The 26,212-nt window shown below is 59.0% G+C and carries 21 protein-coding genes; 7 read left to right on the top strand and 14 right to left on the bottom strand.

Going from position 1 to position 26,212, the window contains the following annotated elements; genetic code table 11:
* Positions 1 to 13 precede the first annotated feature (13 nt).
* Positions 14 to 2,401: a DUF4129 domain-containing transglutaminase family protein gene (locus EYB53_RS13875; RefSeq protein ID WP_135478894.1), complete on the bottom strand. Its 2,388-nt coding sequence runs from the start codon at positions 2,399 to 2,401 to the stop codon at positions 14 to 16.
* Positions 2,402 to 2,414: 13 nt separating this feature from the next.
* Positions 2,415 to 3,200, bottom strand: coding sequence for a TatD family hydrolase (locus EYB53_RS13870; protein ID WP_135478892.1), 786 nt, complete (start codon positions 3,198 to 3,200; stop codon positions 2,415 to 2,417).
* A 105-nt stretch (positions 3,201 to 3,305) separates the two neighbouring features.
* On the opposite strand from EYB53_RS13870, the gene EYB53_RS13865 reads away from it, so the two are divergent.
* The 3 genes from EYB53_RS13865 to EYB53_RS13855 are packed head-to-tail and all read left to right on the top strand — an operon-like array spanning position 3,306 to position 6,689.
* Positions 3,306 to 3,977 (top strand): potassium channel family protein, encoded by a 672-nt coding sequence (locus EYB53_RS13865; protein ID WP_135478890.1) that lies wholly within the window; start codon positions 3,306 to 3,308, stop codon positions 3,975 to 3,977.
* A gap of 1 nt (position 3,978) precedes the next feature.
* Complete coding sequence (locus tag EYB53_RS13860; RefSeq protein ID WP_135478889.1) at positions 3,979 to 5,331, top strand: TrkH family potassium uptake protein; 1,353 nt, start codon at positions 3,979 to 3,981, stop codon at positions 5,329 to 5,331.
* Between the two features lie 5 nt (positions 5,332 to 5,336).
* Positions 5,337 to 6,689, top strand: coding sequence for a TrkH family potassium uptake protein (locus EYB53_RS13855; RefSeq protein WP_135478887.1), 1,353 nt, complete (start codon positions 5,337 to 5,339; stop codon positions 6,687 to 6,689).
* A 152-nt stretch (positions 6,690 to 6,841) separates the two neighbouring features.
* On the opposite strand, the gene EYB53_RS13850 is transcribed toward EYB53_RS13855, so the two are convergent.
* The 4 genes from EYB53_RS13850 to EYB53_RS13835 all read right to left on the bottom strand — a co-directional run bounded on the left by EYB53_RS13850 (position 6,842) and on the right by EYB53_RS13835 (position 10,690).
* A complete protein-coding gene (locus tag EYB53_RS13850) occupies positions 6,842 to 7,630 on the bottom strand; it encodes an alpha/beta hydrolase (protein WP_135478885.1) in 789 nt (262 codons plus the stop codon).
* 13 nt (positions 7,631 to 7,643) lie between these two features.
* Positions 7,644 to 8,207 carry a bifunctional adenosylcobinamide kinase/adenosylcobinamide-phosphate guanylyltransferase gene (locus EYB53_RS13845; RefSeq protein ID WP_135478883.1) on the bottom strand — a complete coding sequence of 188 codons (564 nt, stop codon included), beginning with the start codon at positions 8,205 to 8,207 and terminating at the stop codon, positions 7,644 to 7,646.
* Between the two features lie 119 nt (positions 8,208 to 8,326).
* Complete coding sequence (locus EYB53_RS13840) at positions 8,327 to 9,706, bottom strand: circularly permuted type 2 ATP-grasp protein (RefSeq protein ID WP_135478880.1); 1,380 nt, start codon at positions 9,704 to 9,706, stop codon at positions 8,327 to 8,329.
* Between the two features lie 6 nt (positions 9,707 to 9,712).
* A complete protein-coding gene (locus EYB53_RS13835; protein WP_254151072.1) occupies positions 9,713 to 10,690 on the bottom strand; it encodes an ATP-grasp domain-containing protein in 978 nt (325 codons plus the stop codon).
* A 228-nt stretch (positions 10,691 to 10,918) separates the two neighbouring features.
* Between EYB53_RS13835 and EYB53_RS13830 the strand changes: the two genes are divergently transcribed.
* From EYB53_RS13830 to EYB53_RS26385, 3 genes are read left to right on the top strand one after another with little or no spacing between them, the layout of a single operon-like run.
* Entirely contained in the window at positions 10,919 to 11,815 is an 897-nt protein-coding gene (locus tag EYB53_RS13830) for a YihY/virulence factor BrkB family protein (RefSeq protein ID WP_167857408.1), read from the top strand.
* Positions 11,816 to 11,821: 6 nt separating this feature from the next.
* Positions 11,822 to 13,861, top strand: a complete 2,040-nt coding sequence (locus EYB53_RS13825; RefSeq protein ID WP_167857407.1) for a glycosyltransferase family 39 protein — start codon at positions 11,822 to 11,824, stop codon at positions 13,859 to 13,861.
* Between the two features lie 13 nt (positions 13,862 to 13,874).
* Positions 13,875 to 15,662 carry a DUF389 domain-containing protein gene (locus EYB53_RS26385; protein ID WP_135478874.1) on the top strand — a complete coding sequence of 596 codons (1,788 nt, stop codon included), beginning with the start codon at positions 13,875 to 13,877 and terminating at the stop codon, positions 15,660 to 15,662.
* Between the two features lie 78 nt (positions 15,663 to 15,740).
* On the opposite strand, the gene EYB53_RS13815 is transcribed toward EYB53_RS26385, so the two are convergent.
* From EYB53_RS13815 to EYB53_RS13800, 4 genes are all read right to left on the bottom strand, one after another.
* On the bottom strand, positions 15,741 to 16,304 hold the full coding sequence (locus tag EYB53_RS13815; RefSeq protein ID WP_167857406.1) for an RDD family protein: 564 nt from the start codon (positions 16,302 to 16,304) through the stop codon (positions 15,741 to 15,743).
* A complete protein-coding gene (locus EYB53_RS13810; RefSeq protein WP_167857405.1) occupies positions 16,294 to 17,682 on the bottom strand; it encodes a hypothetical protein in 1,389 nt (462 codons plus the stop codon). Before EYB53_RS13810 ends, EYB53_RS13815 begins: the two co-directional genes overlap by 11 nt.
* A gap of 80 nt (positions 17,683 to 17,762) precedes the next feature.
* The gene (locus EYB53_RS13805; protein ID WP_135478870.1) at positions 17,763 to 18,335 is read right to left on the bottom strand and encodes a DinB family protein; all 573 of its coding nucleotides are present in this window, start codon (positions 18,333 to 18,335) and stop codon (positions 17,763 to 17,765) included.
* A 99-nt stretch (positions 18,336 to 18,434) separates the two neighbouring features.
* On the bottom strand, positions 18,435 to 19,802 hold the full coding sequence (locus EYB53_RS13800) for a dipeptidase (protein WP_135478868.1): 1,368 nt from the start codon (positions 19,800 to 19,802) through the stop codon (positions 18,435 to 18,437).
* Positions 19,803 to 19,870: 68 nt separating this feature from the next.
* On the opposite strand from EYB53_RS13800, the gene EYB53_RS13795 reads away from it, so the two are divergent.
* Entirely contained in the window at positions 19,871 to 20,656 is a 786-nt protein-coding gene (locus EYB53_RS13795; RefSeq protein WP_135478866.1) for a TspO/MBR family protein, read from the top strand.
* 63 nt (positions 20,657 to 20,719) lie between these two features.
* On the opposite strand, the gene lon is transcribed toward EYB53_RS13795, so the two are convergent.
* The 4 genes from lon to EYB53_RS13775 all read right to left on the bottom strand — a co-directional run bounded on the left by lon (position 20,720) and on the right by EYB53_RS13775 (position 26,040).
* The gene (lon, locus tag EYB53_RS13790; protein ID WP_135478864.1) at positions 20,720 to 23,155 is read right to left on the bottom strand and encodes an endopeptidase La; all 2,436 of its coding nucleotides are present in this window, start codon (positions 23,153 to 23,155) and stop codon (positions 20,720 to 20,722) included.
* Between the two features lie 295 nt (positions 23,156 to 23,450).
* Entirely contained in the window at positions 23,451 to 24,404 is a 954-nt protein-coding gene (locus EYB53_RS13785) for a ring-cleaving dioxygenase (protein WP_135478862.1), read from the bottom strand.
* Between the two features lie 9 nt (positions 24,405 to 24,413).
* A complete protein-coding gene (locus EYB53_RS13780; protein ID WP_167857404.1) occupies positions 24,414 to 25,613 on the bottom strand; it encodes a DNA/RNA non-specific endonuclease in 1,200 nt (399 codons plus the stop codon).
* 13 nt (positions 25,614 to 25,626) lie between these two features.
* Positions 25,627 to 26,040 carry a nuclease A inhibitor family protein gene (locus EYB53_RS13775; RefSeq protein WP_135478857.1) on the bottom strand — a complete coding sequence of 138 codons (414 nt, stop codon included), beginning with the start codon at positions 26,038 to 26,040 and terminating at the stop codon, positions 25,627 to 25,629.
* Positions 26,041 to 26,212: the final 172 nt, after the last annotated feature.

Below are 26,212 nucleotides of genomic sequence, written 5' to 3'. Positions count from 1 at the left end.
AGCATGCATGGTGCTACGAGCGTTGGAATTGGCTCATCCGGTCGGGCAGAGCCGTAAAAATGCGCCGGACAAGGGCCCGATGCAAGGCCTTGCGCGCTTCATCAGACGGGAGATCAACGCGTGCCCCACGGAAGAGTTGCCCGGTAGCCTGGGCTGGCCCACCGTACTGTTCACGGGCATACGCCCTGGCAATCTGCACGATCGTCGCTTGATGTTCGGGCAGGGCGGCGGCCAGCAGCGCCCCGTATTCCGCCGGAGTCACTTGTTCAGCCTGGCCGAGACCACTCCACCGGGCGAGCAGCGCCATCCCGGCATAAGCTGCCCCGACCTGACTCAGCCCATGCAACTCGTACCGCCAGCGGGCATACAAAGCGAGCGCCAGTAGGCCAAGTGATGCCAGGATCATCCCAAAGGGACCAAGCGACCAGACGTTCCCGAAGGTTCCAGACGTTTCACCGGTCTGCAGGACACCAGGAACGGGAATCTGATCGAGGCCCTCATCGAGCTCATCAAAACGGCCAGGATCGGGGTTGAGCGGGGCAAGCGGGCCACCGGCATCACTGCCATCCGAGCCGAGGTTGGCGGTAAGGCGGCGCGACGGCACAACCGTATAGCTCGCCGCCGTTGGCTCAAAACGCTCCCAGCCAAAACCAGGGAAATAGACCTCGGGCCAGCTATGGGCAACATTTTCACGGACAACATAGACACCGCGCTCGGTATCAAACTCGCCGCCGGCGTACCCGCGTACCCAGCGTGCGGGAATGCCCTGTGAACGGAGCATCACGACCATCGCCGAAGCGAAATAATCACAGTAGCCGGTTCGCTCTTCAAAGATGAACCAATCAACCAGATCGGCATCCGGTGGAGGCGTCGCAATCGACTCGCTATACGGAATAGTGCGGAGGTAATCCTGGATTACGAGCGCCTGGTCATATGGGGTCAACGCCCCATTTTCGGCGATGAGGCGGGCTGCGAGTTCATAGGTACGCGGTGTGACCGTCTCGGGAAGCGCAAGATAACGCTCGCGCACCCATTGCGGATAATCGTTACCCGAGGCGCGCAGGCTGGCGACATCGGCAAACGACATCAGCGCCGTCACGGTATAGACCTGCTCGGCCCGGAGGCGTTCCTGCGCCACGACAAGCGCGAGTTCATCAAAATTGGGCACGCTTACGCCGCCACTCAGAGCGTAGTTGTGTTCAACCAGGGTAGGCAGGCTGATCTGATACGGCGTACCGCCCACCATCACCAGATCATCAAGCCGATCCGACTTCATTGTAAACGTCTGCACAACTTCACGACGGCCCTGCCCAGGCGAGACCGGGATCGGTTCATCGGCGTCGCGGGGGGTACGCGCCTGCTCGGGGGCACCGACACCGAGCGCAGCGCGGGCCTGTTCACCAACGGTATTTTGCCAACCCTGGCCGGTATACTTATCAAACGCGACCGCCCGCCAGTAATCATACTCAAGCGAGCGCACCTCCATCACCGCATCAGCCGTCAACTGACGGGAGCCACCAAGGGCTGCGCCACGTGACGTAAAGGCCCCGCTACCGGCACCGGGAGGAGCAGTAATCGTACTGAACATATCCTCCCACTGCTCACGGGCGGCCTTAAACGGGCTGCTGAGCATCGTCCAGGTACGGGTGGCCCGATCAATCGAGACCTCACCGGGCAGAAAGGCTGTCAGGATGATCAACAGGCCGCAGACAAACGTCGCCGACCAGAGAAAGCGCAGCGGGAGCAGATCAGGATACTCGATCTGGCGGGCATCCCAGAGCGTCTGGCGCTGGATAACATTTTGATAGACAAGCAGGAGCAGCGCCGCACAGAGAAAGACAAAAAAAGGCATGGTCGGCTTGGGCAAAACATAGGTATAGTTGATCAACGCCACAAGCGCATTGAGCAAAATGGGCCGCCAGGTCCAGCCACGGCGCAAAACCATCCATGCCGTACTATAGGCAAGCAACCAGACCAGCAGGCAGAGGACAAAGACAAAGAGCAGGATATCCTCACCGCGCCCACCGGCCCCGATCACCCGGGCCCAGATCAGGCCGCGGATCAAGAGATCAGTCGCCTGATCACGCCATGTGATCAGGCGTGCATCCATCACATCGCCGAGCAGATGGATCGCCCAGGTAAACCCGAGCATCCCGCTGAGCAGATGAGCCAAGCCGGGATTAAGCCAGGGCAAACGCGCAAAGATCGCCCCAAGCACCAGACCGAGCAGGGCCATCGGGCGCAGCACCTCGAGGCCCACTGCCCAGTTGGAGACCGAAAGTGACCAGACGACCGCGCCGGTCATCAACAGGATCAGCAGAAACCCGGGTAAAACCTCAGCCAGTTCACGGCTCCACTCACGGGGAGCAGGCCGGTTGGCCGATGTGGTCAGTGTTGTCATAACTTTATATCGATCAGCGCATCCGTGGAAAGATACGCCGGGCATTTGCGTATACGGTTGTCGCCACCTCGGCGAGCGGTTGCTCACGCAGGGCGGCAAGTTGTTCGGTCACGAGCCGCACGCGGGCGGGCTCGTTGCGTTTGCCCCGGTAGGGATGCGGGCTAAGATAGGGGCTATCAGTCTCGGTAAGTAGCATCGTCAGGGGCGCACGACGTGCCACCTCGTGCAGGATCGTTGCTTTGGGAAAGGTAAGCGGCCCCGAAAACGAGAGCAAGAAGTTCAATTCAAGGCAGATCTGGGCATACGCCCAGTCACCCGAAAAAGAATGCATCACCCCTGACACACCCCTGGCAGCCTCGGCAAGCACCTGCGCCGTATCGTCGTGGGCATCGCGGCTATGGATCACCACCGGAAGATCGAGGCTCCGTGCGAGATCGAGTTGCTGGCGAAAGACGAGCGCCTGAGCCTCAGGTGAGGCCCGCATCCAATGGTAGTCAAGGCCAATCTCGCCAACGGCAACCACCTTGGGGTGACGAGCGAGATCGCGCACCTGGTCGAGCCAATCAGGGGGCAGATCGGCGACATGATTAGGTTGCACACCGACGACCGCAAAGATCTGCGGGTACGCCTCAGCGAGGGCCAGAGCATCACGCGAAGAGGGCAGATCGTAGCCAATCTCGATGATCCGCGTCACGCCATCAGCGGCAGCGCGGGTGAGCACCGGCTCACGGTCGGCATCAAATTGCGCAAGCGCAACATGCGCGTGGGTGTCAATAAAGGTAATAGAACCGTCACTCATATAGGCATTGTAGCATAGCTGCGGTACAATATGAGTTATTGTTGGCAGAGGTGCCAGCTACGCTGGCACCTCTGCCAACGTGACACCATATGTTAAGGATAGACTATGGCACGCGCAAGTCGGCAAGAAGAATTTGCTGTGATTGGGCTAGGGCGCTTTGGCAGTTCTGTCGCTTTGAATTTGATCGAGCGGGGCTATACGGTACTTGGCGTTGACCGTAGCCCCGAGATTGTGCAGACGCTCTCGGATCGTATTTCGCAGATAGTGGCCCTTGACTCAACGAATGAAGATGCCCTACGCGCCGTTGATATTACGTCGTTTGATACGGTAGTGGTCGCGATTGGAACCCATTTCGAGAATAATCTGATGACCACCGTCACCCTGAAGGGCCTGGGGGTACGTCGTGTCGTCTGCAAGGCGATCAGTGAACGCCAGCAACAGATCCTCTTGCGGATCGGGGCTGATCAGGTGGTGCTACCTGAACACGAAGCCGGGGCGCGCCTCGCCTGGCGGCTGGCCGAACCACGGGTGCTGGAACATCTTGATCTTGGTTCGGGTTTCAGTGTTGCTGAAATCCATGTCCCCGAGTGGCTCGTAGGGCAATCGCTGATGATGAGCGGGCTCCGCAAACGCTACAATATCAACCTACTTGCCATTAAACGGGACGGCCAGATGCTTGTCACCCCGCCAGCAGATATGCTCTTTGCGCGTGGTGATATGATGCTTATTATCGGGGCCGATAATTCGATCAGCAGCTTCTGTCATCAGACACAATAGCATGACCATTTCGACACAACGGCGCCCCCTCCCGCCGCCTGTCCGCCTGGCGGGTGGGCTCATCGGCTTTATGTTCCTTGGGGCCTTCCTGCTACGCATGCCCTTCTCGGGACGTGATGGCAGCCTCACCTGGAATGAGGCGCTCTTTACCGCAACCTCGGCACTGACGGTGACCGGATTGACCATTATCACCCCAACCAGTGATCTGTCGATCATTGGCATGCTGATCTTGCTGACCCTGATCCAGATCGGTGGCGTCGGCTTTATGGTGATTGCGGTCGTCATTCTGCGTTTGCTCGGGCGACGCATTAGCCTGGCCGACCGACTCACCCTGAGCAATTCACTTGGTTTGCTCTCACCGGCGGCAATTGTTACGCTGACCCGCAATGTGCTGGCAACAGTGCTCTTGATTGAAGCGGTCGGAGCGCTCCTGCTCTATTTTCACTGGCGCGGCGATCCACGGCTGAGCGAGGGCCAAGTGATCCTCTATGCTATTTTTCACGCGGTCTCGGCGTTTTGCAATGCCGGCTTCGAACTCTTCAGCGGTACCCCGGGGTATCCTGACGGCATTCCCCGCGATACGCTGAGCCTGACGATCATGGGGTGGCTCATTTTCCTCGGGGGGCTAGGCATTCCGGTGATCGGCGATCTTTTGCTCTACTGGCGGCAGCGTCGGTTTTCACTGCATACCCGCATCACCTTTACGGTGGTTGCCTTCCTGGTCTTCGTGGGCATGGTGGGGGTTTTTATTGCGGAAGGGCGCGCAGGTGGCACACTTGCCGAAGAACCAGTCTATCGCCGCCTCGTGATGAGTCTCTTCCAATCGGTCTCGGCACGTGCGGGTGGGTTGGCAGGGATTCCCGATTTTGGTGAGATTAGCATTGCAACCCGTTTATTGCTGATCATGCTGATGTTCATTGGCTGCGCACCAGCCTCGATGGGGGGTGGCATTACCACCGGGACATTTGCCGTGCTGACGATTTCCGTCTGGAGTTATGCACGAGGGCTGACTGAAGCCCAGTTTGGAGGGCGCACGCTCGCCGTCGGTACGGTGCGCAAAGCAGCCGCCGTCCTGACAGTCTCGCTCCTGGTTGTGTTCACGAGCATCTGGTTACTTGTGCTGACCCACGATGTCGCGCTCGACGTCGCTGCCTTTGAGGTCGTCTCAGCCTTTGCGACCTGCGGGCTCTCGCTCGGGATGACAGGCGATCTCAATCTCTTTGGTGAACTGGTGATTGTTTTTATGATGTTCTGGGGCCGTCTCGGGGCATTGACGTTGATCGTCGCGATCACACGCCAGCAGAATAACCTGCAGATGGTACGCTTTCCTGAAGAACAGATTCTCATCGGATAAGTTTTATGCCATTGGCAAACCAATTGCGGCCTCTACCACCACCACTAAGGCTGGTATTGGGGCTGGTTGCCCTGATGTTCATCGGGGCTTTTCTCCTCTGGCTGCCTATTTCAGGGCAGGACGGCGGGCTAACATGGAACGAGGCGCTCTTTACGGCAACCTCGGCGCTCACCGTGACCGGTCTTTCGACGATTACCCCCATCACCGACCTATCGCTCTTTGGGGTGTGGACGCTCTTGATCCTCATTCAGAGTGGCGGGGTCGGTTTTATGGTGATTGCCGTGGTGGTCATGCGCCTGATTGGGCGGCGGATCAGCTTGACTGATCGGATCGCCCTGCAAGACTCGCTGGGGCTGCTTTCCCCAAGGGCGATTGTCACCCTGACCCGCAATGTGCTCGCGATGGTCTTGCTGATCGAAACACTTGGGGCGATCTTGCTCTACCTGCACTGGCGCACCGATCCGCGGCTCAGCGAAGGACAGGCCCTGCTCTATGCAGTTTTTCACGCAGTCTCGGCGTTTTGCAATGCGGGCTTTGACCTGTTTACCGGAACCCCCGGCTACCCCGAGGGCATTCCGCGTGACAATTTCAGCCTGGCGATTATGGGCTGGCTTATCTTCATTGGCGGCCTCGGCATTCCCGTCATGGGCGATCTCCTGCTCTTCTGGCGCCAGCGTCGCTTTACCCTGCATACCCGCATCACGCTCACGGTGGTCAGCTTTCTCGTGGTCGTTGGAACCCTCGGTTTCTTCTTTGCCGAAGGCCAGCCTGGGGGAACCCTGGTTGATGAACCTCCCCTGCGCCGCCTCCTGATCTGCTTCTTTCAGTCGGTCTCGGCACGGACGGCAGGCTTTGCCGGCATACCCGACATTGCTCATATTACCGATGCGAGCGAGCTGCTCTTGATTGTGCTGATGTTCATCGGATGTGCGCCGGCCTCAATGGGGGGTGGCATTACGACCGGAACGTTTGCCGCGCTGATGATTTCCCTCTGGAGCTATGCCCGTGGGCTGAGTGAGGCGCAATTTGGCGGGCGGACACTTGCCCTGGGCACGATGCGGAAAGCAGGAGCGGTGCTAACAGTCTCGTTGCTCGTCGTCATCACGGCCATCTGGCTGATTCTGATCACCCATGATGTCTCGTTAGATCGCGCCTCCTTTGAAGTTGTCTCGGCGTTTGCCACCTGTGGTCTTTCGCTGGGACTCACCACCGAATTGAATCTCTTTGGGCAATTTGTCATCATGGTCGTCATGTTCTGGGGAAGACTCGGCGCCCTGACCATCGTCATCGCCATTGCCCGCCGGCAGAGTCAGGCGCAGATGATCCGGTATCCAGAAGAGCAGATTTTAATTGGGTAAACGTCGTTGGCAAGCATTGTCATTTCGAGCGCAGCGAGAAATCTTCCATGGTGATGCGTCGGAAGACCCCTCGCTGCACTCGGGGTGACAATGCGGCATGGCTTCGATGCATTGGGAGCGGAGCCTGGCAACAACGTTTACCGGTCGCGCTGTCACTGAACGAGTGCCGCAGTGATCGCGTCCCAATAGGCAGGAAAGGTTGCTAGATTATTGTGCCGACCGCCAGCGATAGGATAAAAGCGAAGTGGGGCAGTTACCCTGTCGGACAGACGTTCACCATCAGCAAAAGGTACGATTTCGTCTTCTGTGCCGTGGATGATGACCACCGGGCAACTCACCTGACCAAGCGAGGCCGAGACATTCAGCGGATACTTGAGCAAGAATGGGGGCAACCAGGGAAACTGACGGCGGGCAAGAGCCTCCAGGCTATAAAAAGGGGTCTCGAGGATCAGCATACGGGGTTGATGCTCAGCCGCTAGGCGCGTGGCCGGGGCACTCCCGAGGGAGCGGCCATACAGCACCACCTGATCCTCGCGATAGCGTTCAAGGATCCAGGCATAGGCAGCTTCAGCATCGGCATACACATCCGCTTCACGGCGGATCTGACCGCTACTCTGACCATATCCGCGATAATCAATGATGAGCAGATCATACTGATACGCCACGAGCTCTGGCGCGACCGCCCCCCATGTCCGCAGACTCCCGGCGTTCCCATGGAGATAGAGAATAACCCCCTGCGGGTCTGGGACACGAAACCAGAGGGCATGGAGTTGAGCGCCTTCGGCGTTCAACCAGACCTCCTCAGCAGGATGGCCAAAGACATACCGGGTTCCCGGCTGATTACGCTCAGGAAAGAAGATCAACTGCTCTTGCCAGAGAAAGATGACGACGCAGACGAGCAGATAGAGCAACAGGCAGAGAACAAGCAGACGAAGAAGCATAGGCACCTTCCTGCTACGCACGATGCCAGGCCGGTGCGAGGTGTTTCAACTCAATGGGAAGCCCGGCAATGACCAGGTAGACTTCATCGGCAGCGGCGCTGATCCGTTGGTTGACAAGCCCAAGCAGGTTGTGATAGGCACAATCTTCGGATCTATCGGTGACAAGCCCCATCCCAAGCTCTTTGGTGACGATGATCAGGGTCAGGTTCCGCTCACTGGTCATCGCAAGAATGGCATCCAGTTCCCCGGCAAGGATTGCGGAAGCCAGGGCATGATCGTCTCGATGAGCTTCCAGCAGGTTGTGAGCCAGGAGTGAGAAGCAATCGAGCAAAACAACCGTGCCAGGTGGGGCATGTTCCATCGCCATCACCAGGTTCGTCGGCTGCTCAAAGGTTGTCCAAGAGAGAGGACGACGGATCTGGTGATCCATGATCCGAATGGTCAGTTCCATATCATCATCATCAAGTTCGGCAGTTGCGATGTAGAGTACCGGGAGTTCGAATTGGGCCGCATAACGTTCGGCGCAAAGGCTTTTGCCACTGCGGGTGCCACCAATAAAAAGGGTAATTGCGCTCATAGCAGATAAAAACCTCGACCCTGAGATGAGGGCAGGATAGATAGCCGTCTTCCAGTCAGGGCGCGGCGTGCCGCGCCCCCCCCGGTCAGAGGCGGCACACCGCGCCCCAACGGATCAGATCAGGCTTCAATAGCAAAGACGGGAACAGTACTCCCGCCACCAGCGGTGACGTTGAGCAGCGTGACGGTTGACAAGCGACAGAGGCTCCCCTCGACGTGCGAGCCAAAGAGGAAGGGGTCGGTATCGACGAGACGCTGACTAATTTCGACCTTGCCCTCAACAAGCGTCGGGTAGGGTTCGTAGGCAATCTGGACACGCTCTTGCACGACAAATGGTTCACGTAGCGCCGCCGTGAGGGCGGCTTCCCACTCATCGCGACTGGCTTCCCAACCAATCGTAATGCCCTTGCCCCCGTATTCGTCATTGGGCTTGAGCAACAGACGATCGCGGTTGGTGCGAATAAAGGGGAGCAGCTCGATGTGCTCATCTTGATAAGTTGTTGCACCTGGGCGAACAACGCGGGTCCAGGGAATATGGGCGGCGAGCGCGGCTTGCTGCGGTTGACTGAGCGTGCTGGTAAACTGCGCATCCGAGAGCAGGGCAAAGAGCGATTTTTTGTGGAGCAGTTTGGCCTGGAAGGAGTTGACGATGACACACGCCCCGGCGGCATAGGCTTGCACCAGCGGATGATCAAGCGCCGCATCACCGTAGTGTACCAAAAACTCCGTCGTGAGCACGCGCTTGAAGACGATGGTAACAGGCGTCGTCTTGCCCGCGACCTCGGCGAGGAGTTGCCCATCGCGGAACTGCAACTCATCAGGTGAACAGATCACCGCTGTGAGGCCATGGGCGGCAAAAAAGGCGGCAAAGAGGGCAAATTCGGTTGCGGTGGGCAAGCCGTACCAATCAACAATCGCGACCGTCGGCTCGCCCCCGGGCGAACCGGCCTCGCGCCATGAGGCAAGCAACGTCTCGAGCAAACGGTGGCGGGCGGGCAACGCACGGAGTGCATAGTGACGCATAAACTCTTGCATCACCGGCGTCGCCAGAAAGACCTCGCTCAACAGGTCTTCATACGCAATCGCCGCAGGACTCTCAGCGTTATACTCGACAAACTGCAGCGACGTGCCATCAACGGTCAGAAAGGTATCCATGCGTGAATGGGCGCTCGGCTCAAGGTAGCCGGGATGCATCGCAATGAGTGCCTCTTCCTGGGGCGTCAACAGAAGGATGTCGCGCACCGCCTGACCAGCGACCCCGCCCTCACGAGCGGGGGCCACCACCCGACGGGAAGCCTCGGCAACGAGGTTGACGCCCTGTTGCAACCAGGCATACTGCGTTTCGCTGATGAGGCGCGGGCGCAGCACGGTCGTCAACGGACGGTCGCCGAAATAGAGCTGGCGCTCACGCATGGCACTGGTGAGATGCGCCCACGAAGCGGTTGCCAGCTCGGGGGTAAGCAGGCTATGGTATGCGTCAATTGCAGCCGCGAGACTCATAGTACCTCACTCACCCTGGGGCGATGCCAGCGGGGTGGCCGGGGTTGCCGCTGCGATGAGTCGGCCCCAGGCATAGTCGCTCGGCATAGCACGACCCTTGAGCGCCAGATCAATCGTAAAGTCAGCCATCTTCTTGACGACCCAGTCAAAATAGTGCGGGGTCAACGAGTTGACATCAAAATCAGGGGCCGGGTTTGTAAAATCGATCGCATAAGGCACGCCGTCTTTCAACGCAAACTCGACAGTATTCATATCATACCCGAGCGCCTCGTTGATCTTGAGCGCATTCGCCGTCACGATCTGGCCCTCTTCAGAGGTCAGGTACTGGTCATCGCGGAAATAGCGATGCGGCCATGGAGCATTGGCATCAAACTTGATCGTCATGATCTCTGTGCGGCCAATCACGATACAGCGAACGTACTTCTCCCAGGCGATATACTCCTGGAGCATCATACACTCGGTTGTCGTCTCGTTATAGGCACGCCAGAGATCCTCAAAATTATTGACCCGGTAGACCTGCTTGAAGCCGCCGCCCCAGGCGGGCTTGAGAATAACGGGGAAGCCGCCGACATACTCGACATGGTCGCTCCAGGGAATGGGATATTTCAGATTGCGCAGCGACTCATCGACCACACCCTCAACATACGAGTGGGAAGGCAGCGCGACCGTTCGTGGATGCGGAATGCCAAGCCGCGTACAGATACTTGCGCCAAAAAACTTATCATCGGCGCTCCACCAGAAGGGATTGTTGATAACATGGGTTCCCGAGAGCACCGCATTTTTGAGATACGTTCGGTAATACGGAATTTCATGGCTAATCCGATCGATGATCACGTCGTATTCGCATGGTTCAGCCATGATCGTACCCCCGAGTTTCACAAACTCAGCGGTCACACCCTGATCGCGGCGATTAACTTCTTCGATAAAGGCGGGGGGCCATGACCATTCGCGGCCCACAATGACGCCAATTTTTTTGGTGCTCACATCTACTCCTGCTATACCGGCGTGCCAAGCGCTTTGAATTGTACCACACAGTGCTATCTGTGGTATCGTATGCAAGGATTTCTTGCGTGGCGCGAAGCCAAGCTAAGCTGGCTTCGCGCCACGCCAAGGTAGCAGCATTTAGGCTACCTTATGGCCCCAGGCATTGCGCCAGCGCACGCATGGGTTTGGAGTGTGACAACCCGAAGCTTAGGAGAAAGGGGTGAAACGATGCTTGATCGCGTACGGGCGCATCCCGTGGTGCGGCTGGGACAGGTTACGTTGGCAAAATACCAGAAAGATCTGGTGAATAATCTGGCGGCTGCGATTGCCTATTTTGCGGTCTTTTCTTTTTTTCCCATGATTCTCGTCGTCGTCAGTCTGGTCGGCTTTTTGATTGATGTTGATAGTGTCGAGGTGCAAGAGCAACTGCTGGTGCTGGTTGGCTCGGACGAAATACGGGCATTGATTACCCAAACGCTCGCGAATTTTCGCGATAATCGGCTCAATGCCGGCTTGCTCGGTTTTGCGACGCTCTTTATGACCGCTTCGGGCATCTTTGCCGCGCTCAGTCGCTCTTTCGATGTGATCTGGGAGAACCGACCGGGGATGAACGGCAAAAAAACCGGGTTGGTAGCGGCAGCAGTCGCAATGCTCTTGAATCGCCTAGCAGCCTTTAGTATGCTGCTGATCAGTGCAGCCGTGATCCTGCTGGCGATGATGGCGAATGTGGCGATGAGCGTTGTGAGTAGCTATACCGACTGGTTGCCGGGGCAAGATCTCTTTTATCTGCTTGGTCAAGTTGGGGTGACGCTCGTGCTCTTGACGCTCGTCTTTGCGGCGATGTTTAAGCTGCTGCCGAGCCAGCGGATCTACTGGCGCGATGTCTTTCCGGCTGCCTTTATCGCCTCAATTGGCTTTGCGCTGCTGCAATCGGTGGCAAGCCTGATCTTTGCCAACATCAATTATGCTTCCTATGGGGCGGTTGGTGGCATGATGACGCTGTTGCTCTGGATCTTTTTGTCGGCCCAGGTAATCTTGATCGGCGGCGAGATCTCGTTTGCCTGGACCTATATCTTTGGGACGCGCAAAGGTCAGCCGATCGCGGTCTTGCAAAAAACTGAGTAGATGTGCATGGATTCAAGTCAGATACCCCTCCCCTCCAAGGCTACATCGGATGCCAAGAGCTCGTATCGTGAAACGGTTCTGATTCCGGTGTTGCTGCTCGTCGCCTTTGGTCTGGCCCTCTTTGCGCAGATGCGCTGGCTGAGCCAGCGCGCTTTTGATGGCTGGGCGCTAGCGGCTGCCTTACTATCGGTGCCAATGCTGATGCTGGCCCTCAGAGGGGTGAGTCGCGAGATGCTGTTGCGGCCCGCGCCAATCGAGACGCAGCCATCGGTGACAGCAGTGACGTTGACAGGCGAGCGCTGGCGGATCGGGTTGCTGATGGCCGCAGTCGTTGCAACGCTCATCTTGCTGGCGGGTCTGGCGCTGCCAGCTCCGGCGAGTGGGTACAACTGGTATGCCCTCTTGTGGATCATCGCCATCGGGTGCAGCCTAGCAGCCTTTGCGCCAGCGCCGAGCACGTGGCCTCGTCTGCGCTGGCCCACCCTTGCCGAAGCACGGCCCTGGATGCCACTGGCGGGGTTGACGCTGGTAGCGCTGGTGTTGCGGGTCTGGCAACTCGACGCAATGCCGGCAACCCTCGGCGGCGACGAGGGGTCACAGGGTCTCGAAGCAATGAAAGTCTTGCGGGGCGAGATCAACAATCCCTTTAGTACAGGGTGGCTTGGCGTCCCGACGATGAGTTTCTACTTCAACGCGCCGACCATCGCGCTCTTTGGGCATACCTTTGTCGGGTTGCGACTGCCCTGGGCGCTGATTGGCACGCTGACGATCCCGGTCACCTATCTGTTGGTGGCCCGCCTGACCAGCCCCGGTCTTGCGCTGGGCACGGCGATCTTGCTGACCGGGTTTCACTACCATCTGCACTTCTCGCGGCTCGGCTCGAATCAGATTGCCGACGGCCTGTTTGTGGCCCTGATGCTGCTGTTGCTCTATCGGGGATACGATCGGCGCGAGCCGCTGGCGTGGGGGTTGAGCGGCATGGTGATCGGGCTGGCGCACTACTTTTACGCCGGCGCGCGCCTGACAGTTGTCCTGATGATCGCGGTGCTGCTCCTCCTGCTGATCCGTGACGGGAAGAGGCTGTGGCGTGAGCAGCAGAGCGGGATCGTCGCCCTGTTCAGCGTGGGCCTGGTGACAGCGGCACCAATGATCCAGTACGCCTTCCGGTTTCCTGACGATTTCAACGCCCGCGTCAATGCCGTTGGCGTCTTTCAGAGCGGGTGGCTCGAGCGCGAGCAGGTCATTCTGGGTCAAAGTGCGTTGGAGATCATGACCACCCAGTTCTGGAAGGCCATCCTGCTCTATAATGCAATCTCTGATCCAACGTTCTGGTACGGTGCGCCTGATCCGCTCTTTGGGTTGGTCGAAGGGGCCTTTTTCATTCTCGGCCTGGGCTATGCGATCCTGCATCTGGGGAACCGGCGGCTCTTTCCACTCGTCGCCTGGTGGGGCGGGGCGGTCATCATTGGTGGCGTCTTGACCGAAAATCCACCCTCATTGCAGCGTTTGATCACCACGGCGCAACCGGCAGTCTTCTTTGTCATCCTTGGCCTTGCACTCTTTCTGCGGGGGATCTGGGCAGCGATGGCGGTGCCAGTCGCACGCAGTTTCTGGCTCATCATTGGCACAATCGCGCTTGTTTTAAGCCTGCTCAGCGTGCGCTATTATGTCGTTGATTACACACCGAGGCGGATCTATGGGCACACCAATAGCCTCGTCGCGACGAGCATGGCCGATTATGTGCTTGAACGGGTTGACCCGGAAGCGCTCGTTGTCTTTCTTGGAGCGCCACGGATGTATTACGGGTTCGGGACGATTCTGTATCTGACGGGCGAGAGCCGAGGGCTAGACGTGACCGAGCCACTGACGGCCCCCATCGAAGGCGAACTTGCCAATCTCGCGAAACCCCTGGTCTTTATCTTGCTACCAGAGCGCCGCGATGAGCTTGCGTTCATCACGCCCCGGTTCCCTGATGGTACCCTTGAAGTTGTGCCATCGCCAATGAACGGTGAGCCGCTCTTTTTTGTCTATCGCCCAGATATGTAGATGAGGATCATACGTGGCACGAAATCTTCGTTCACGCAAAAGCACCGTCATTGTCGCGGCTGATGAGCCCGAGCCAGTTGAAGAGATGGTTCGGCTTGCCGAGCTGCTCTCGGAAGGCGATCAGGCGCGCATCATCGTCTTAACCGTTTCGCTTGGTTCGGTGGAAGATGAAGCCGAGAATGTCGGTGCCATCGAGCAGGTCGTGAAGCGGCTGAACGAGCAAGGCACGCCAGTCAAGACGCTGAGCGTCAATGCCTCGAGTGTGGCACGGGGCGTGCTTGATGTTGCGCGTGAATATGGGAGCAACCTGATTCTGCTTGGCCTCAGTCGCGATCCTGCCCAGCGTTCGGGCATCGGTTCGATCGCCGAGAATATCGCGGCGACTTCGCCGTGCCCGGTGGTCATCTATCGTCCAGGCCCTGCCGATATCAGGCAGATTACGGTAGCCTGCGATGTAACTGATCTGTCGAAGGAAGCCTTACGGGTTGGTAGCCAGCTGTCCGAACACCTGGGGCGTCCAATGCAGATGGTGACGGTAGGCGAAGCCCAGACCGGAGGTGCAACGCGGCGTTATCTGCGGCGGAGGCTCGAGGAACTGGGACTTGATCCGAATCTCGCGCGCACCCATATCAACGATGATGATCCGATACGGGGCATCTTCAAACGTACCGATGAGCAGACAATGCTTGTGACGGGCTATGACTACGCCCATGCCGATGAAGAGGACTGGTTCTACAACCGGGTAGCCAAAGCGTTATTGCGTGGCGCTGAAGGGCCTGTCGTGCTGGTGATTCGCGAGCGAGGCGCGACCCAGGCAAGCCCAAACCCCTCTTTGTTCACCTGGATCAAACGCTGGCTGCGCCCAACCGTGACCCCAGTCGAGCAACGTGAATTGATGAGTCGTGCCGACCAGATGAGCCGCACGAGTCTCGATTACAACGTACTGGTCGTGATTGCCGCCATCCTCGCCTCATTGGGTCTCTTATCGAACAGCAATGCGGTGATCATCGGGGCCATGCTCGTGGCCCCCTTGATGTCGCCCTTGATCGCCTTTGCGTCCGGCATCGCCGGGGGGCGCACCAGCATCATCCGGCAAGCCGTGTTGACGCTCGTTGAAGGCTTTCTGGTCGCTTTTGGGGTGGCATGGATGATTGGCTTGCTGAGCCCGGGGTTGATCGTGACGAGCGAAATGGCGGCGCGGGGTAATCCAAGCCTAGTTGATCTCGGCGTCGCGCTGGCCGCTGGCGTCATTGCCGCCTACGCGCAGGCCCGCAAAGATATCCCGGCCGCCCTGGCTGGCGTCGCGATCGCCGCCGCTTTGATGCCGCCTATTTGTACGGTCGGCATTGCAGTCGCGATCGGCGACAGCCCACTCTACCAGGGTAGTCTCCTCCTCTTTCTCACCAACATCAGCGCCATCATGTTTGCCGCCGCGACCACGTTTGTCTACCTTGGCCTGCGCCCACCCCCCGCCGAAGCCGCCCGCGTCCGGCGCATCGGCTCACTGATCAGTATTGCGATGTTTGGTCTCATCCTCAGCCTGATCGTCGGCTTTGCCGTCAATCCCCTGTCGAACGCACGGATCGAGCGTGAACTACGGGCAGCTTTTCCCAATGCGGAACTAGTTGGCGTCGAACTACGCCGAAGTGACCCACTGAGCATTATTGCGACGATGCGGCAGACAAGCGACGCACCGTTGACCGCAGAGCAGGTCGCGCAGGGGCGTCAGGATATAGAGCAGCAACTCGGGCGGGCCGTCAGCCTCGATATTGTCGTGCAAGAAGTCTTGCGGAGTAAATAAGCATGGTTCTGCTGGCGCACGATGCCAACAAAGCTGGCATCGTGCGCCAGCAGAACCAGTGTCTTGGGAACGGCAGGCTTACAGCTCTGCTTCATCGGGACTACCCTGCCAGGTATGTACGACCACCGTCCCGATCAGGATATCATGCCAGGCACGGCGGCGTTCATCAAGCAGAATGTTGAAGAAGCCCGCATAGATGACGAGCGATGAGACCGTATAGGCGAGGGTGCGCAACGCAGCACGAGCCAACGAGAGTGGTTGTCCATTGCGACGAATAACGCGCAGCCCCATCAGGTATTTGCCAATGGTGGCCCCACCAAAGCCGTAAAAGAAGGTAAAGTAGATCTGGGCGACCAGCAAGAGTGCCGAGACTTCGAGGGCGATGCTGACAATGCTGCGGTAGGGCGTAATCCAGAGAAAGAAGTTGCCCACCAGATTCAGTAACTCGTTGATCCCCGAGGTGCGTCCCAGGAAACTGAAGGTGAGGCCCCAGAAGATCCAGATGATGGCAACGATCAAGAGATCGATCATCATGGCAAGCAAGCGCGAGGCAAAACCAGCATACCGGGCAAAGTACGGCCCTTCGTACAGGTAATAGCCCGGCGCGACGGGCACCGGTGCGGCATCTGGTTTAACGTCCATCAGCGCCTCCTTTCCACCGTGAGCGGAGCCGTCGCGCAGAGAGAGCCTCGCTATCGACGAGCAACCCTTGCGCGGCATCGGGCAGCTCTGCCCGCGGGCGACGGCGCAACAGACGGCGCAGCAAGCCTTCGAGTCCATCGTCAGTCTTGATCGCGTGCGAACGCACCTGCCCAAGCACCTCGTTGGCAAGCGATGAACCCTGGGTAGTAACAAGGGAGACCAAGGCAGGCGATTGGGCCAGGGTGTCAATTGCTTCATTCATGGCCTGCGTACTAACCAGATGTTTGACGGCATCCTCCATCGCCGGGGTGCGCACAATGTGGCTGACGGCCTCTTCGATGACCGGGCTATGCACAATGCGGCTGACTGCTTGCTCAAGTGCGGGACGCTGCGCAATCTGATCGATCACCTGATCAAGCGCAGGACTGCTGGCAACCTGCAGCATCACCGCATCCAGGGCCGGACTCTGCGCCACCTGCGTGATCACCTGATCAAGTGCCGGGCTGCTCGCAACCTGCAGCATCACCGCATCCAGCGCCGGACTCTGCGCCACCTGCGTGATCACCTGATCAAGTGCCGGGCTGTTGGCAACCTGCAGCATCACCGCATCCAGCGCCGGACTCTGTGCCACCTGCGTGATCACCTGATCGAGTGCCGGACTCTGGCCGACCCGGACAATCACATCATCGAGGGCCGGGCTGGCGATGACCCGCTTGATCGCCTCATCAACAACCGGGCCGGCGACAAGGTGGCGAGCCGCATCGTCCATCGCCGGTGAGCGCACAATTTCGCCAAGCGCCTGAGCGACCGCAGGGCGACGGGCGAGATAGATGATGGCCTGATTGACCCCATCTTCCAGGGCGACTGCGGCGAGGCGGCGACTCTGTACTTCCTCGTCACGGCCACGACTGATCCAGCGGCGGGTCTCTTCATCAGTTGGCTCGGCGAGGGGCTGTTTGGTGCGACGAAAACCGGGGCGAGGCAAGGGCAACAACTCGATCAGCACCGCAAACAGCGTCCCAAACAGATACGTGATCACCGAACGCAACCAGGCAACTGGACTGCCCTGTGGACGCAGCCGCTGCTCGCTCTCAAAGATCCAGCCGATCAGCGCCTGGCGGAAACGAGCCGAACCCGGCTCACCAGCGGCAGGCACAGGTGGGGAAGCATCGCGAACAAGGCCAGCCTCGTTTTCCCATGCCACCGAGCGTGCTGCGAGGGCATCGAGGCCAAGCAGTACGATGCCAACGACGAGACGCGTGAGCATCTCGGTGAGCGGAATCCTCGCCCGATCGGCCTCGGAAGGCTCGTCGGGAAGGGACTGCAAGGCTTCATCAAGCTTGCGCAGAGCCGAGTGAAACTGCGAGTCGTCAGGCATAGGATGCTTCGCCCTTCTAGGTTCAGAACCACTGCAACGCATAGGTATAGAGGGCAAAGCCCTCCATACCTATGCCTTACTCATTTTTTTGCTGCGTGGCTCTGGCGAATGATCTCTTTGATCTGGTCGAGGTGACTCACGGCATGGCCGATGCCAATGAGGTAGCGACCACGGGCATCAACCACCGGGCCGCCGGGCCAGGCTTCGCCAGTGAGGTCAAGATCGGGCTGATCAGGCCACATGTCAAGTGAGCCAAGGCACATGCGCCGGCTCTCTTCGAGGCGATCGCGGAGTTGCGCCACGGTCGTCATTGTTTCCCAAGGAACCTCGTAGCGCGAACGTCCGTGGAAAGGCACGCCACGAGCCTGTTCGGCGGCGAGCGCGGCCATCTCTTCGTTACCTGCGGTCAGGTGAACAATGACATGGCCGAGGGTCCAGGCGATGCCGACCTCTTCGGCAGAACTGGCGACGGGGTCATTGGCCTCGGGGTCAACGGGCTGAAAGGTGACATCGTCATCGTCACAGTCGGCAAGCAAGGCCAGGATGTGCGTGGTCAGTTCGTTGGTTTCGTTGCGAAGATCCGCGATCGTCATTGGGGCAACAAGATCGGCCATCGTTTGCTGGCCGGTGAAGACAGGGAGGAGGTTGATCATCTTTCATTCCTTTTGAGGGCTCGCGCCCTCAAAACCTATGCTTATGCTGGCACAAACGGCCATCTTCGCTGGCCGTTTGCGCCACCAGAAGCGAAAAAGTTAGCGACCGAGGCGTTCGAGCGTCATGCAGTAAGCGGTCTGGCCGCGGCGGAAGCTGGCGAGGCGGAAGAATTCGTCGGGTGAGTGCTGGCGTTCATCGTCGAGGCCAAAGCCGAGACTGGCGCTGTAGACGCCGAGATGCTGCTGGAAGAGGCTACATACCGGGATCGAGCCGCCACTGCGTACATAGTAGGGTTCGCGTCCATACAGCTCAACAAGCACCTCGCGGACAACCTGGTTGCCATGGTCATTGCCTTCGGTCAGATAGGGGGACGCCCGGAAGGGAAGTGGCGTGACGGTCGCGGTGACGCCGGGCGGCGTATGGTGGGCGACATGCGCCTGGAGCAACTGGACGATCCGTTCGGGGTCCTGGTCGGCGACGAGGCGACAGGTAATTTTGGCGTGAGCCATGCTTGGCAGCACGGTCTTGATGCCTGGATCCTGGAAGCCCCCCCAGGCCCCGTTGACTTCAAGGGTCGGTCGGGCCCAGGCACGCTCTTGCGGCGTATAACCAGCTTCACCAAAGAGATCAGGCACATCGAGATCGGCCATGATCGCTTCGGGATCAAAGGGCACGGCGGCAATCCGATCGCGGTCAAGGTCAGTGAGTGGACGAATCTGGTCGTAAAAGCCTTCGATGGTGATCTGTCCATCACGCGAGCGCATCGAGTCGAGGATCATCACCAGCGCATGGATGGGATTCATCACGACGCCACCATAGAGGCCGCTGTGCAGATCCATCTTGGCCGCTTTGACATCGATCTGCACCCCGCAGCCACCCCGTAGCGCCACGAGGATCGCGGGTTCGGTCTCGCTATACTGGCCGCCATCGGCGTTGAGCACAAGATCGCAGGCAAAGCGGTCTTTGTGTTGCGGCAAGAACGCCCCGATCTGCGGGCTGCCGATCTCCTCCTGGCCTTCAAAAAAGACCTTGACGTTCACCGGCAAGTGCCCTATGCTCTGAAGAAGCGCCTCGAGCGCAAGGATTGGCACCAGCATATTGCCTTTATCATCGCTGGCCCCACGGGCGTAGACTTTGCCATCAATAATGTGCGGCTCAAAGGGGGGATGCGTCCAGAGATCAACTGGATCCACCGGCTGAACGTCAAAGTGACCATAGATTAGCACGGTTGGCTTGCCCGGGGCATGCAGCCAGTCGGCATAGACCACCGGATGCCCGCCCGTCGGCAAAATTTCGACATGCTCAAGTCCGGCGGCAGCGACCCGTGCGGCGACCCACTCGGCGGCGCGTTGCACGTCGGCGGCATGGGACGGAATAGCCGAAATGCTTGGAATGCGTAAGAAGGAGAGCAGTTCGTCAACAAAACGAGGCTGGTGGGCCTCAAGATAGGACTCCCAGGAAGACATGGTGGCTCCTCGTACCTTGGACAGGTCTAACATTGTGGATAGAAACAGTATACTCGGAGGAGAGACTCATGACAAATGCTGCGACTGCTGGTGCGCAACCAACGTACGTTCATCTGACGCGCCAGGGGGCGGTCTTGGCTGCGCTCGCCGGGACATTAACGGTGAATGTGCTAGCGAATACGCTTCCAATTAACGGACAAACCACGGGTGAAATTTCGGACAAGTTTCCTATTTTAATCACCCCACCTGGCTATGTTTTTGGCATCTGGGGGGTGATCTACACAGGCCTGTTAAGCTACGCGGTCTACCAGGCGTTGCCATCGAACCGCGACAATGAACGGCTCAAGCGGATCGCGTGGCCGTTCATTCTTAGCTGCGCTGCCAATGCAAGTTGGATTGTGCTCTGGCACTACAACCAGTTGGGGATCAGCCTGGGGGTCATCATTGGATTGTTGCTGGCGCTGATCACGATTGATCGCCGCCTCGGCAAGGCCACCGAGATGCCGCTGGCAGACCGGCTACTAGCCCGGTTGCCCTTCAGCATCTATCTCGGCTGGGCCAGCGTCGCCACGATTGTCAATGCCGCCGTCGTGCTCTATGATGCCGAATGGGACGGCATGGGCTTGAGTCCCGAGGTCTGGACGACGGGGATGCTGGGGGTTGGCGCAGGTGTAGGCGCAGCAATGGGAGTACGCGAGCAGGATGTTGCGTTTCCGCTGGTGCTGGCCTGGGCTTTTTCCGGGATCGCGAGGAAACAGGCCGAAACGCCGCTGGTCGGCCCGGCGGCATGGGTCGCAACTGCGGTTGCGCTGCTCAGTGCTGGGGCGGCCCTCTGGTTGCGCCGGCGAGGGTAAGACAGCTCTGCCGCACGCAAAACTGCCAGCTTTGCTGGCAGTTTTGCGTGCGGCAAACGCTCATCAAACGGAAGGCAGCAACTCCTCACTCCTGGGGGCGGCGAGGATCGCCCCAAGGGTGGCACGTTCATCGGGACGCAACGCGACGCTGAGCACCTCGTCAAGCGTATCCACCGGGATAAAGGTCATTTCAGCACGGATCTCGTCGGGCATTTCATCGAGTTCGGCCATGTTGCGACGGGGTAGGATGATCGTACGAATGCCTGCGCGGTGCGCTCCAAGCGCCTTCTCTTTGATGCCACCGATGGGCAGAACTCGTCCACGCAAGGCGATCTCGCCGGTCATCGCGATATCCTCGCGCACCAGGTGGCCGGTCGCCGCCGAAGCGAGCGCGGTGGCAATCGTGATGCCTGCCGAGGGGCCATCTTTAGGGACGGCGCCGGCAGGGACGTGGATATGGATCGCGTGGGTCTCAAAGAAGCGTGGATCGATGCCCAGCGTCTGGGCCCGCGAACGCACATAGGTCAGCGCAGCTTCGGCACTTTCGCGCATCACATCACCGAGCTGACCGGTAATCTTCAATTCACGATTGCCTTCGACAGCGACAGCCTCGACAAAAATGATATCGCCGCCCACGGGTGTCCAGACCAGACCAGTCGCGACACCTGGCTGATCAATGCGCTCTTGCGCCTCGTTATAGAAACGCTGGCGACCAAGCGAACGCCGGACGAAGGCTCCGTCGACGATCACCGGGGGCGGGGCAACGTGGTTGGTGTCGGTGATCTGACGCACGACTTTGCGCAAGACTCCGCCGATGTTGCGTTCGAGGTTACGCACGCCCGCCTCACGGGTGTAGCCATTGATGATGGCGCGGAGGGCTTGCTCCTCCACCAGAACCTCTTCGTTTCGCAGGCCATTGGCCTGGATCTGCCGGGGCACCAGGTGGGTTTCGGCAATGCGCAACTTCTCGCTCTCGACATAGCCGGCAAGTTCAATCACCTCCATGCGGTCGCGGAGGGCGGGTGGCACGGTATCCCAATTATTAGCCGTTGCCAAAAACAGCACCTTGGAAAGATCAAAAGGCAGATTGAGATAGTGATCGGTAAAAGTGTAATTCTGCTCAGGGTCAAGCACCTCAAGCAGCGCAGCAGCAGGATCGCCGCGATAATCGCTGCCGATCTTATCGATCTCATCGAGCAGGATCACCGGATCAGCCGTGCCAGCGCGGCGCAGTTCCTGGATAATGCGGCCGGGCTGTGAACCGATGTAAGTACGGCGGAAACCGCGCAACTCGGCCTCGTCGCGCACGCCACCGAGGCTCATCCTGACAAACGTACGGCCAAGGGCACGCGCAATGCTCTGCCCGAGGCTCGTCTTGCCGACGCCGGGCGGGCCAACAAACGCGAGGATCGGCTCGCGTCCGGCGCGCCCAGTATCCTCACCGAGCGCAGCGCGGCGTTGCTTGACCGCCAGATACTCGAGCAGACGCTCCTTGACGCGCTCAAGGCCATAGTGATCGGCATCGAGCACCTCGCGGGCAAAGGCCATATCAATCGGTTTGCCGGTATAGACCCCCCAGGGCAACTCGGCGAGCCATTCAAGGTAGGTACGCACCATCTGATACTCAGGCGAACTGCCATTAATCCGGCTCAGGCGACTCAGTTCGCGGTCGGCCTCTTTGCGCGTTGCCTCGGGCAACTGCGCAGCGGCGAGTTTCTCACGGAGATCGTCAAGCTCGGTGGCCTCGGCATCGTCCTCACCAAGCTCCTTCTGGATCGCCCGCAACTGCTGGCGGAGATAGAACTCGCGCTGCTGACGGGTCGAACTATCCTGCACCTCCTGGCGGAGACGATGCTGCACTTCGAGCAGGGCAAGTTGCTGGCGATAGGCCTCGCGCACCTTGATCAGGCGCGCAGTGACATCAAAGGTTGCGAGCAGCTCGAGGCGTTCTTCGAGCGTATAATCAGGGGAATAGCCGGTATTATCAGCGAGATGGCCCGGATCTTCAATGGAGCGCACAAAATTACGAATCTCCTGGGTCATGCCAGGGCGCAAGGCAAGCACCGCATCAATGACCGCACGCACTTCAACCATCAACTGATCGAGGGCGGGGGTCAGTTCAACCACATCAGGGCGGCGGACAAAGCGAAAAGAAGGTGCCGGCTCGCTCGCAACCTGATCCTGCAACTCGGCCCGGACGAGACCGCGCACAATGATGCCGCTGGCACCACCGGGCAACACACCCGACTGTTCAATCCGCCCGATCACCGCAATCGGAAAGAGTTGTGCGGCGAGCTCGGCTGACGCATCGGCATCGGGGCGTTTGACAGCCAGCAAAATGTGGCGATCGCCCTTGAGCGCCGCCTCGGCGGCGTGCAGATTACCATCATCCAGCGTAATGCTAATGACCGTATGGGGAAAGACAACGGCCCCTTCAAGGACAAGCAGGGGCAATACATTTTCTATCGAAAGCTGGGCAGCGTCGGTGTACTCACTCATGGATATCTCCTCACTGAACCAGAAACGTCATTTTTTCTTGTTATAACTATTATGGAACTGGTTCAGATCGGAGTCAATGCTATGATAGCATGTTCTAGCGAAACGCTTACACTTGCCTTGAGGGCGCGATAGGGCTACGCTGAAAATGGGGGAACCAAGTTCCCCATTTTCAGCGTAGCCCTGGAGGGTGTGACCCAGCGCAAAGAAACTCACGCGAAGCCGCGAAGGGTTGCGCACCTCCACGAAAACCTTTGCGCCTTGGCGTCTTTGCGTCAAACCAACCGCCTTATTGGTTCTAGGCATCGTTTAGCGGCTTGAGTTTTGCCACAATGGCTTCGCGCTGCGGTTCCAGGAAGGGCGCGAGCACAATCTTCTCGCCCAGGGTCGCCTCGTCTTCGTCCACGGCAAAACCAGGGCCATCCGAGGCAATCTCGAACAAGATGCCCCCTGGGATATGGAAATAGAGGCTGCGGAACCAGTAGCGGTCGACTTTGCCACTGTTGGGAATGCGGAGCGCTCGTAGCCGCTGCGCCCAGGCGTCGTAGGCATCATCAGGGGTACGCAGGGCAAGATGATGCACCCCGCCAGCACCCTGGTGCGCAGGAGGAAGATGAGGTTGCACGGCGAGATGCAACTCGGCTGCGGGGCCTCCGTCACCCATTGCATAGACGTGTACCGTCGAACGGGCATCATCGGGATGGGCATAGTCACGCACGAGGCGCATATTGAGCGCATTGGTGAGCACGGCATCGGTCGGAGCGAGGTCGGGGACGCTGAGCATGACCGGCCCCAGGCCGCGGATCTGATAGGCCGCTGGCACAGGGCTACGTTCCCATGGATAGGCCGAACCGACTTCGCCATCGTCAACGAGAGCCAAGCGCTGGCCTTCGCCATCCTCAAAAGCGAGGGTCAGGCGGCTATCGCTTTCGGCGGGTTCGCCAACCTTGACGCCCAAATGACGCAGATGTTGCCACCACCAGGTGATCGCCTCGGCACCGGCGACACGCAACGAGGTACGCGTAATCGAACGGCCACCACGCTGCTCGGGTGGTACCGGCCAATCAAAAAAGGTCAGGTCAGTGCCTGGCGACCCCTTCGCATCGGCATAAAAGAGGTGATAGGCACTCACATCGTCCTGATTCACACTACGCTTGACCAGACGCATCCCGAGCGTCTGGGTATAAAACTGATAATTGGCCTGAATGCGGGCCGAAATGGCCGTCACATGGTGAAGACCGGTGAATTGCATCTATTCCTCTCAATCGGGCCAATAGCTGATCAGATAGCCTTCGGCATCATAGAGTGCCCCGGGATCAGAAGAGCTATTGCTCCAAATATTGGCGTCTGGACCAGGGAAAACCCGCGTCGTCCCTGATTCGAGCATACCACTGATTGGATGATCCTGTCCACCCCGGATGCTGCACATACGCCAGCCATCCAGATTGATCGGAGTCGCACTCACATTTTCGAGGGTCACGGTTTCGGCAATTTTATCAACGGTGACAATGCGCACGGGGCGCTCAGGGGCGACGCCGGGGCCAGGATCGACGTTGCAGCCAGCGAAGACCGGCGGCGGCGGGGCAGGTTCATCATCAACGACGAGCGGGAGCATAGCGCGGTAGGGCTTGCCGTCAGGACAACCCTGGCCTTCGATCAGATCCTGGAGCGTCGGTTCGATGGTAGAGAAAAAATCATAGCCCGTGAGATCTTCGAGGCAACGAATCGTCGTCTGATAATCTTGCCACGAAGCGTTCGCGACACTGTTATCGTTGGGCATCCAGACGGCCAGCACCATCGTGTCGGCGGTCACCCGTGCGGCGTCGTCGCCTTCGGCTTCAGGCAGGAAGAGCAAGACCTTCCAGACATGTTCGGGGATGGTCAGCCGCCCCTGCGCCAGGGTGCCCAAACTTCCGGCACTACCGGCGATGATATAGGCCTCGTTGCCCTCACGCACCACGGCACGGGCATACTCTTCGAGTTGTGCCCAGACGCCACGGTTATTGTCGGGGGCCTGGGGCAAAATATTGGTCAGGATGAACGTGGCGATATTATCTTCTTCCGTCGCCGTCCGATCAGCCGAAGGCGTCATATGGCCGCGGTCATACCCCGAACTCGTATAGTCAGCGTGGGTCACCTGATACCAACCCTCCGGCAGACTCTGATCGGTAATGAAGGAACCGCTATAGCGTTCAGCAGGACCGAAATCGCTCATTTGCAGGTGCCAACTGACCCAGTTGGGGATACCACGATCCCGATGGTAGCCAACCACATACTGATTGCGCAGCAACAGATAATTGGTAGGCTGCCTGACATCAACCACCGCCCCACTCGGATTGCCCAGGGCAAGGTGGCGACTCGCATCGGTGACCTGCGCTGATCCTGAAACACAGCCAGCGAGCAGGGTGAGCAGCAACAGGAAAATGGTGAGACGAGGCAGAGCAAGCACAAAGACGTTCATAGGGACGAGACTCCTACGTTTCAACCACCGTCGTATGCAACCCAACGAGCGCGCCGGACGCATCACGCCCAACAATCACCACCTGAATCTCGATCGTGCCAAGTCGATAGACGACTGGGTCGGTCAAGGTCGCCAGCAACGTCGCGTGGAGGTGGGCGAAACGCTCGACCAGTGCATGGTCAGCCAGGCTATGCCAGGAGCGCGTACGGGTTAACGGGCCAAAGAACGCCTCAAGCTCACGCTGCTCCACCGGGGTCTCAGGGGCAAGCCCCAACAACGCAGCGAGCGATGCCGGTGTCAGGGGTTCGTCACCAGGCCAGTGAAACGGAAGCAAAGGCGCGTCCTGCTCACTGGGAACCATCAGATCATCTGCAGCCGTCATGATCGTCGCGAGAGACGGAAGAGGTGGCGAGAGTTCATCGCTCATGGTGATCCTCCTGATCGGGATTTATACCAATTACCTTTGACATATTATGATGCATACGCCCACCCTGTCGGCGTCAACGCCTCGGCGACGGCATGCGAAGCATCCACCCCGCCAGGGCACCCGCAAGGGGTGCCCCTACACCGGGCCCGGTGTAGGGGCACCCCTTGCGGGT

Source organism: Candidatus Chloroploca mongolica (genome assembly GCF_004762035.2).
In the GTDB taxonomy this organism is placed as follows: domain Bacteria; phylum Chloroflexota; class Chloroflexia; order Chloroflexales; family Chloroflexaceae; genus Chloroploca; species Chloroploca mongolica.
Note: the sequence above shows the minus strand (reverse complement) of the source record. Positions and strands in the feature narration are given on the sequence as shown.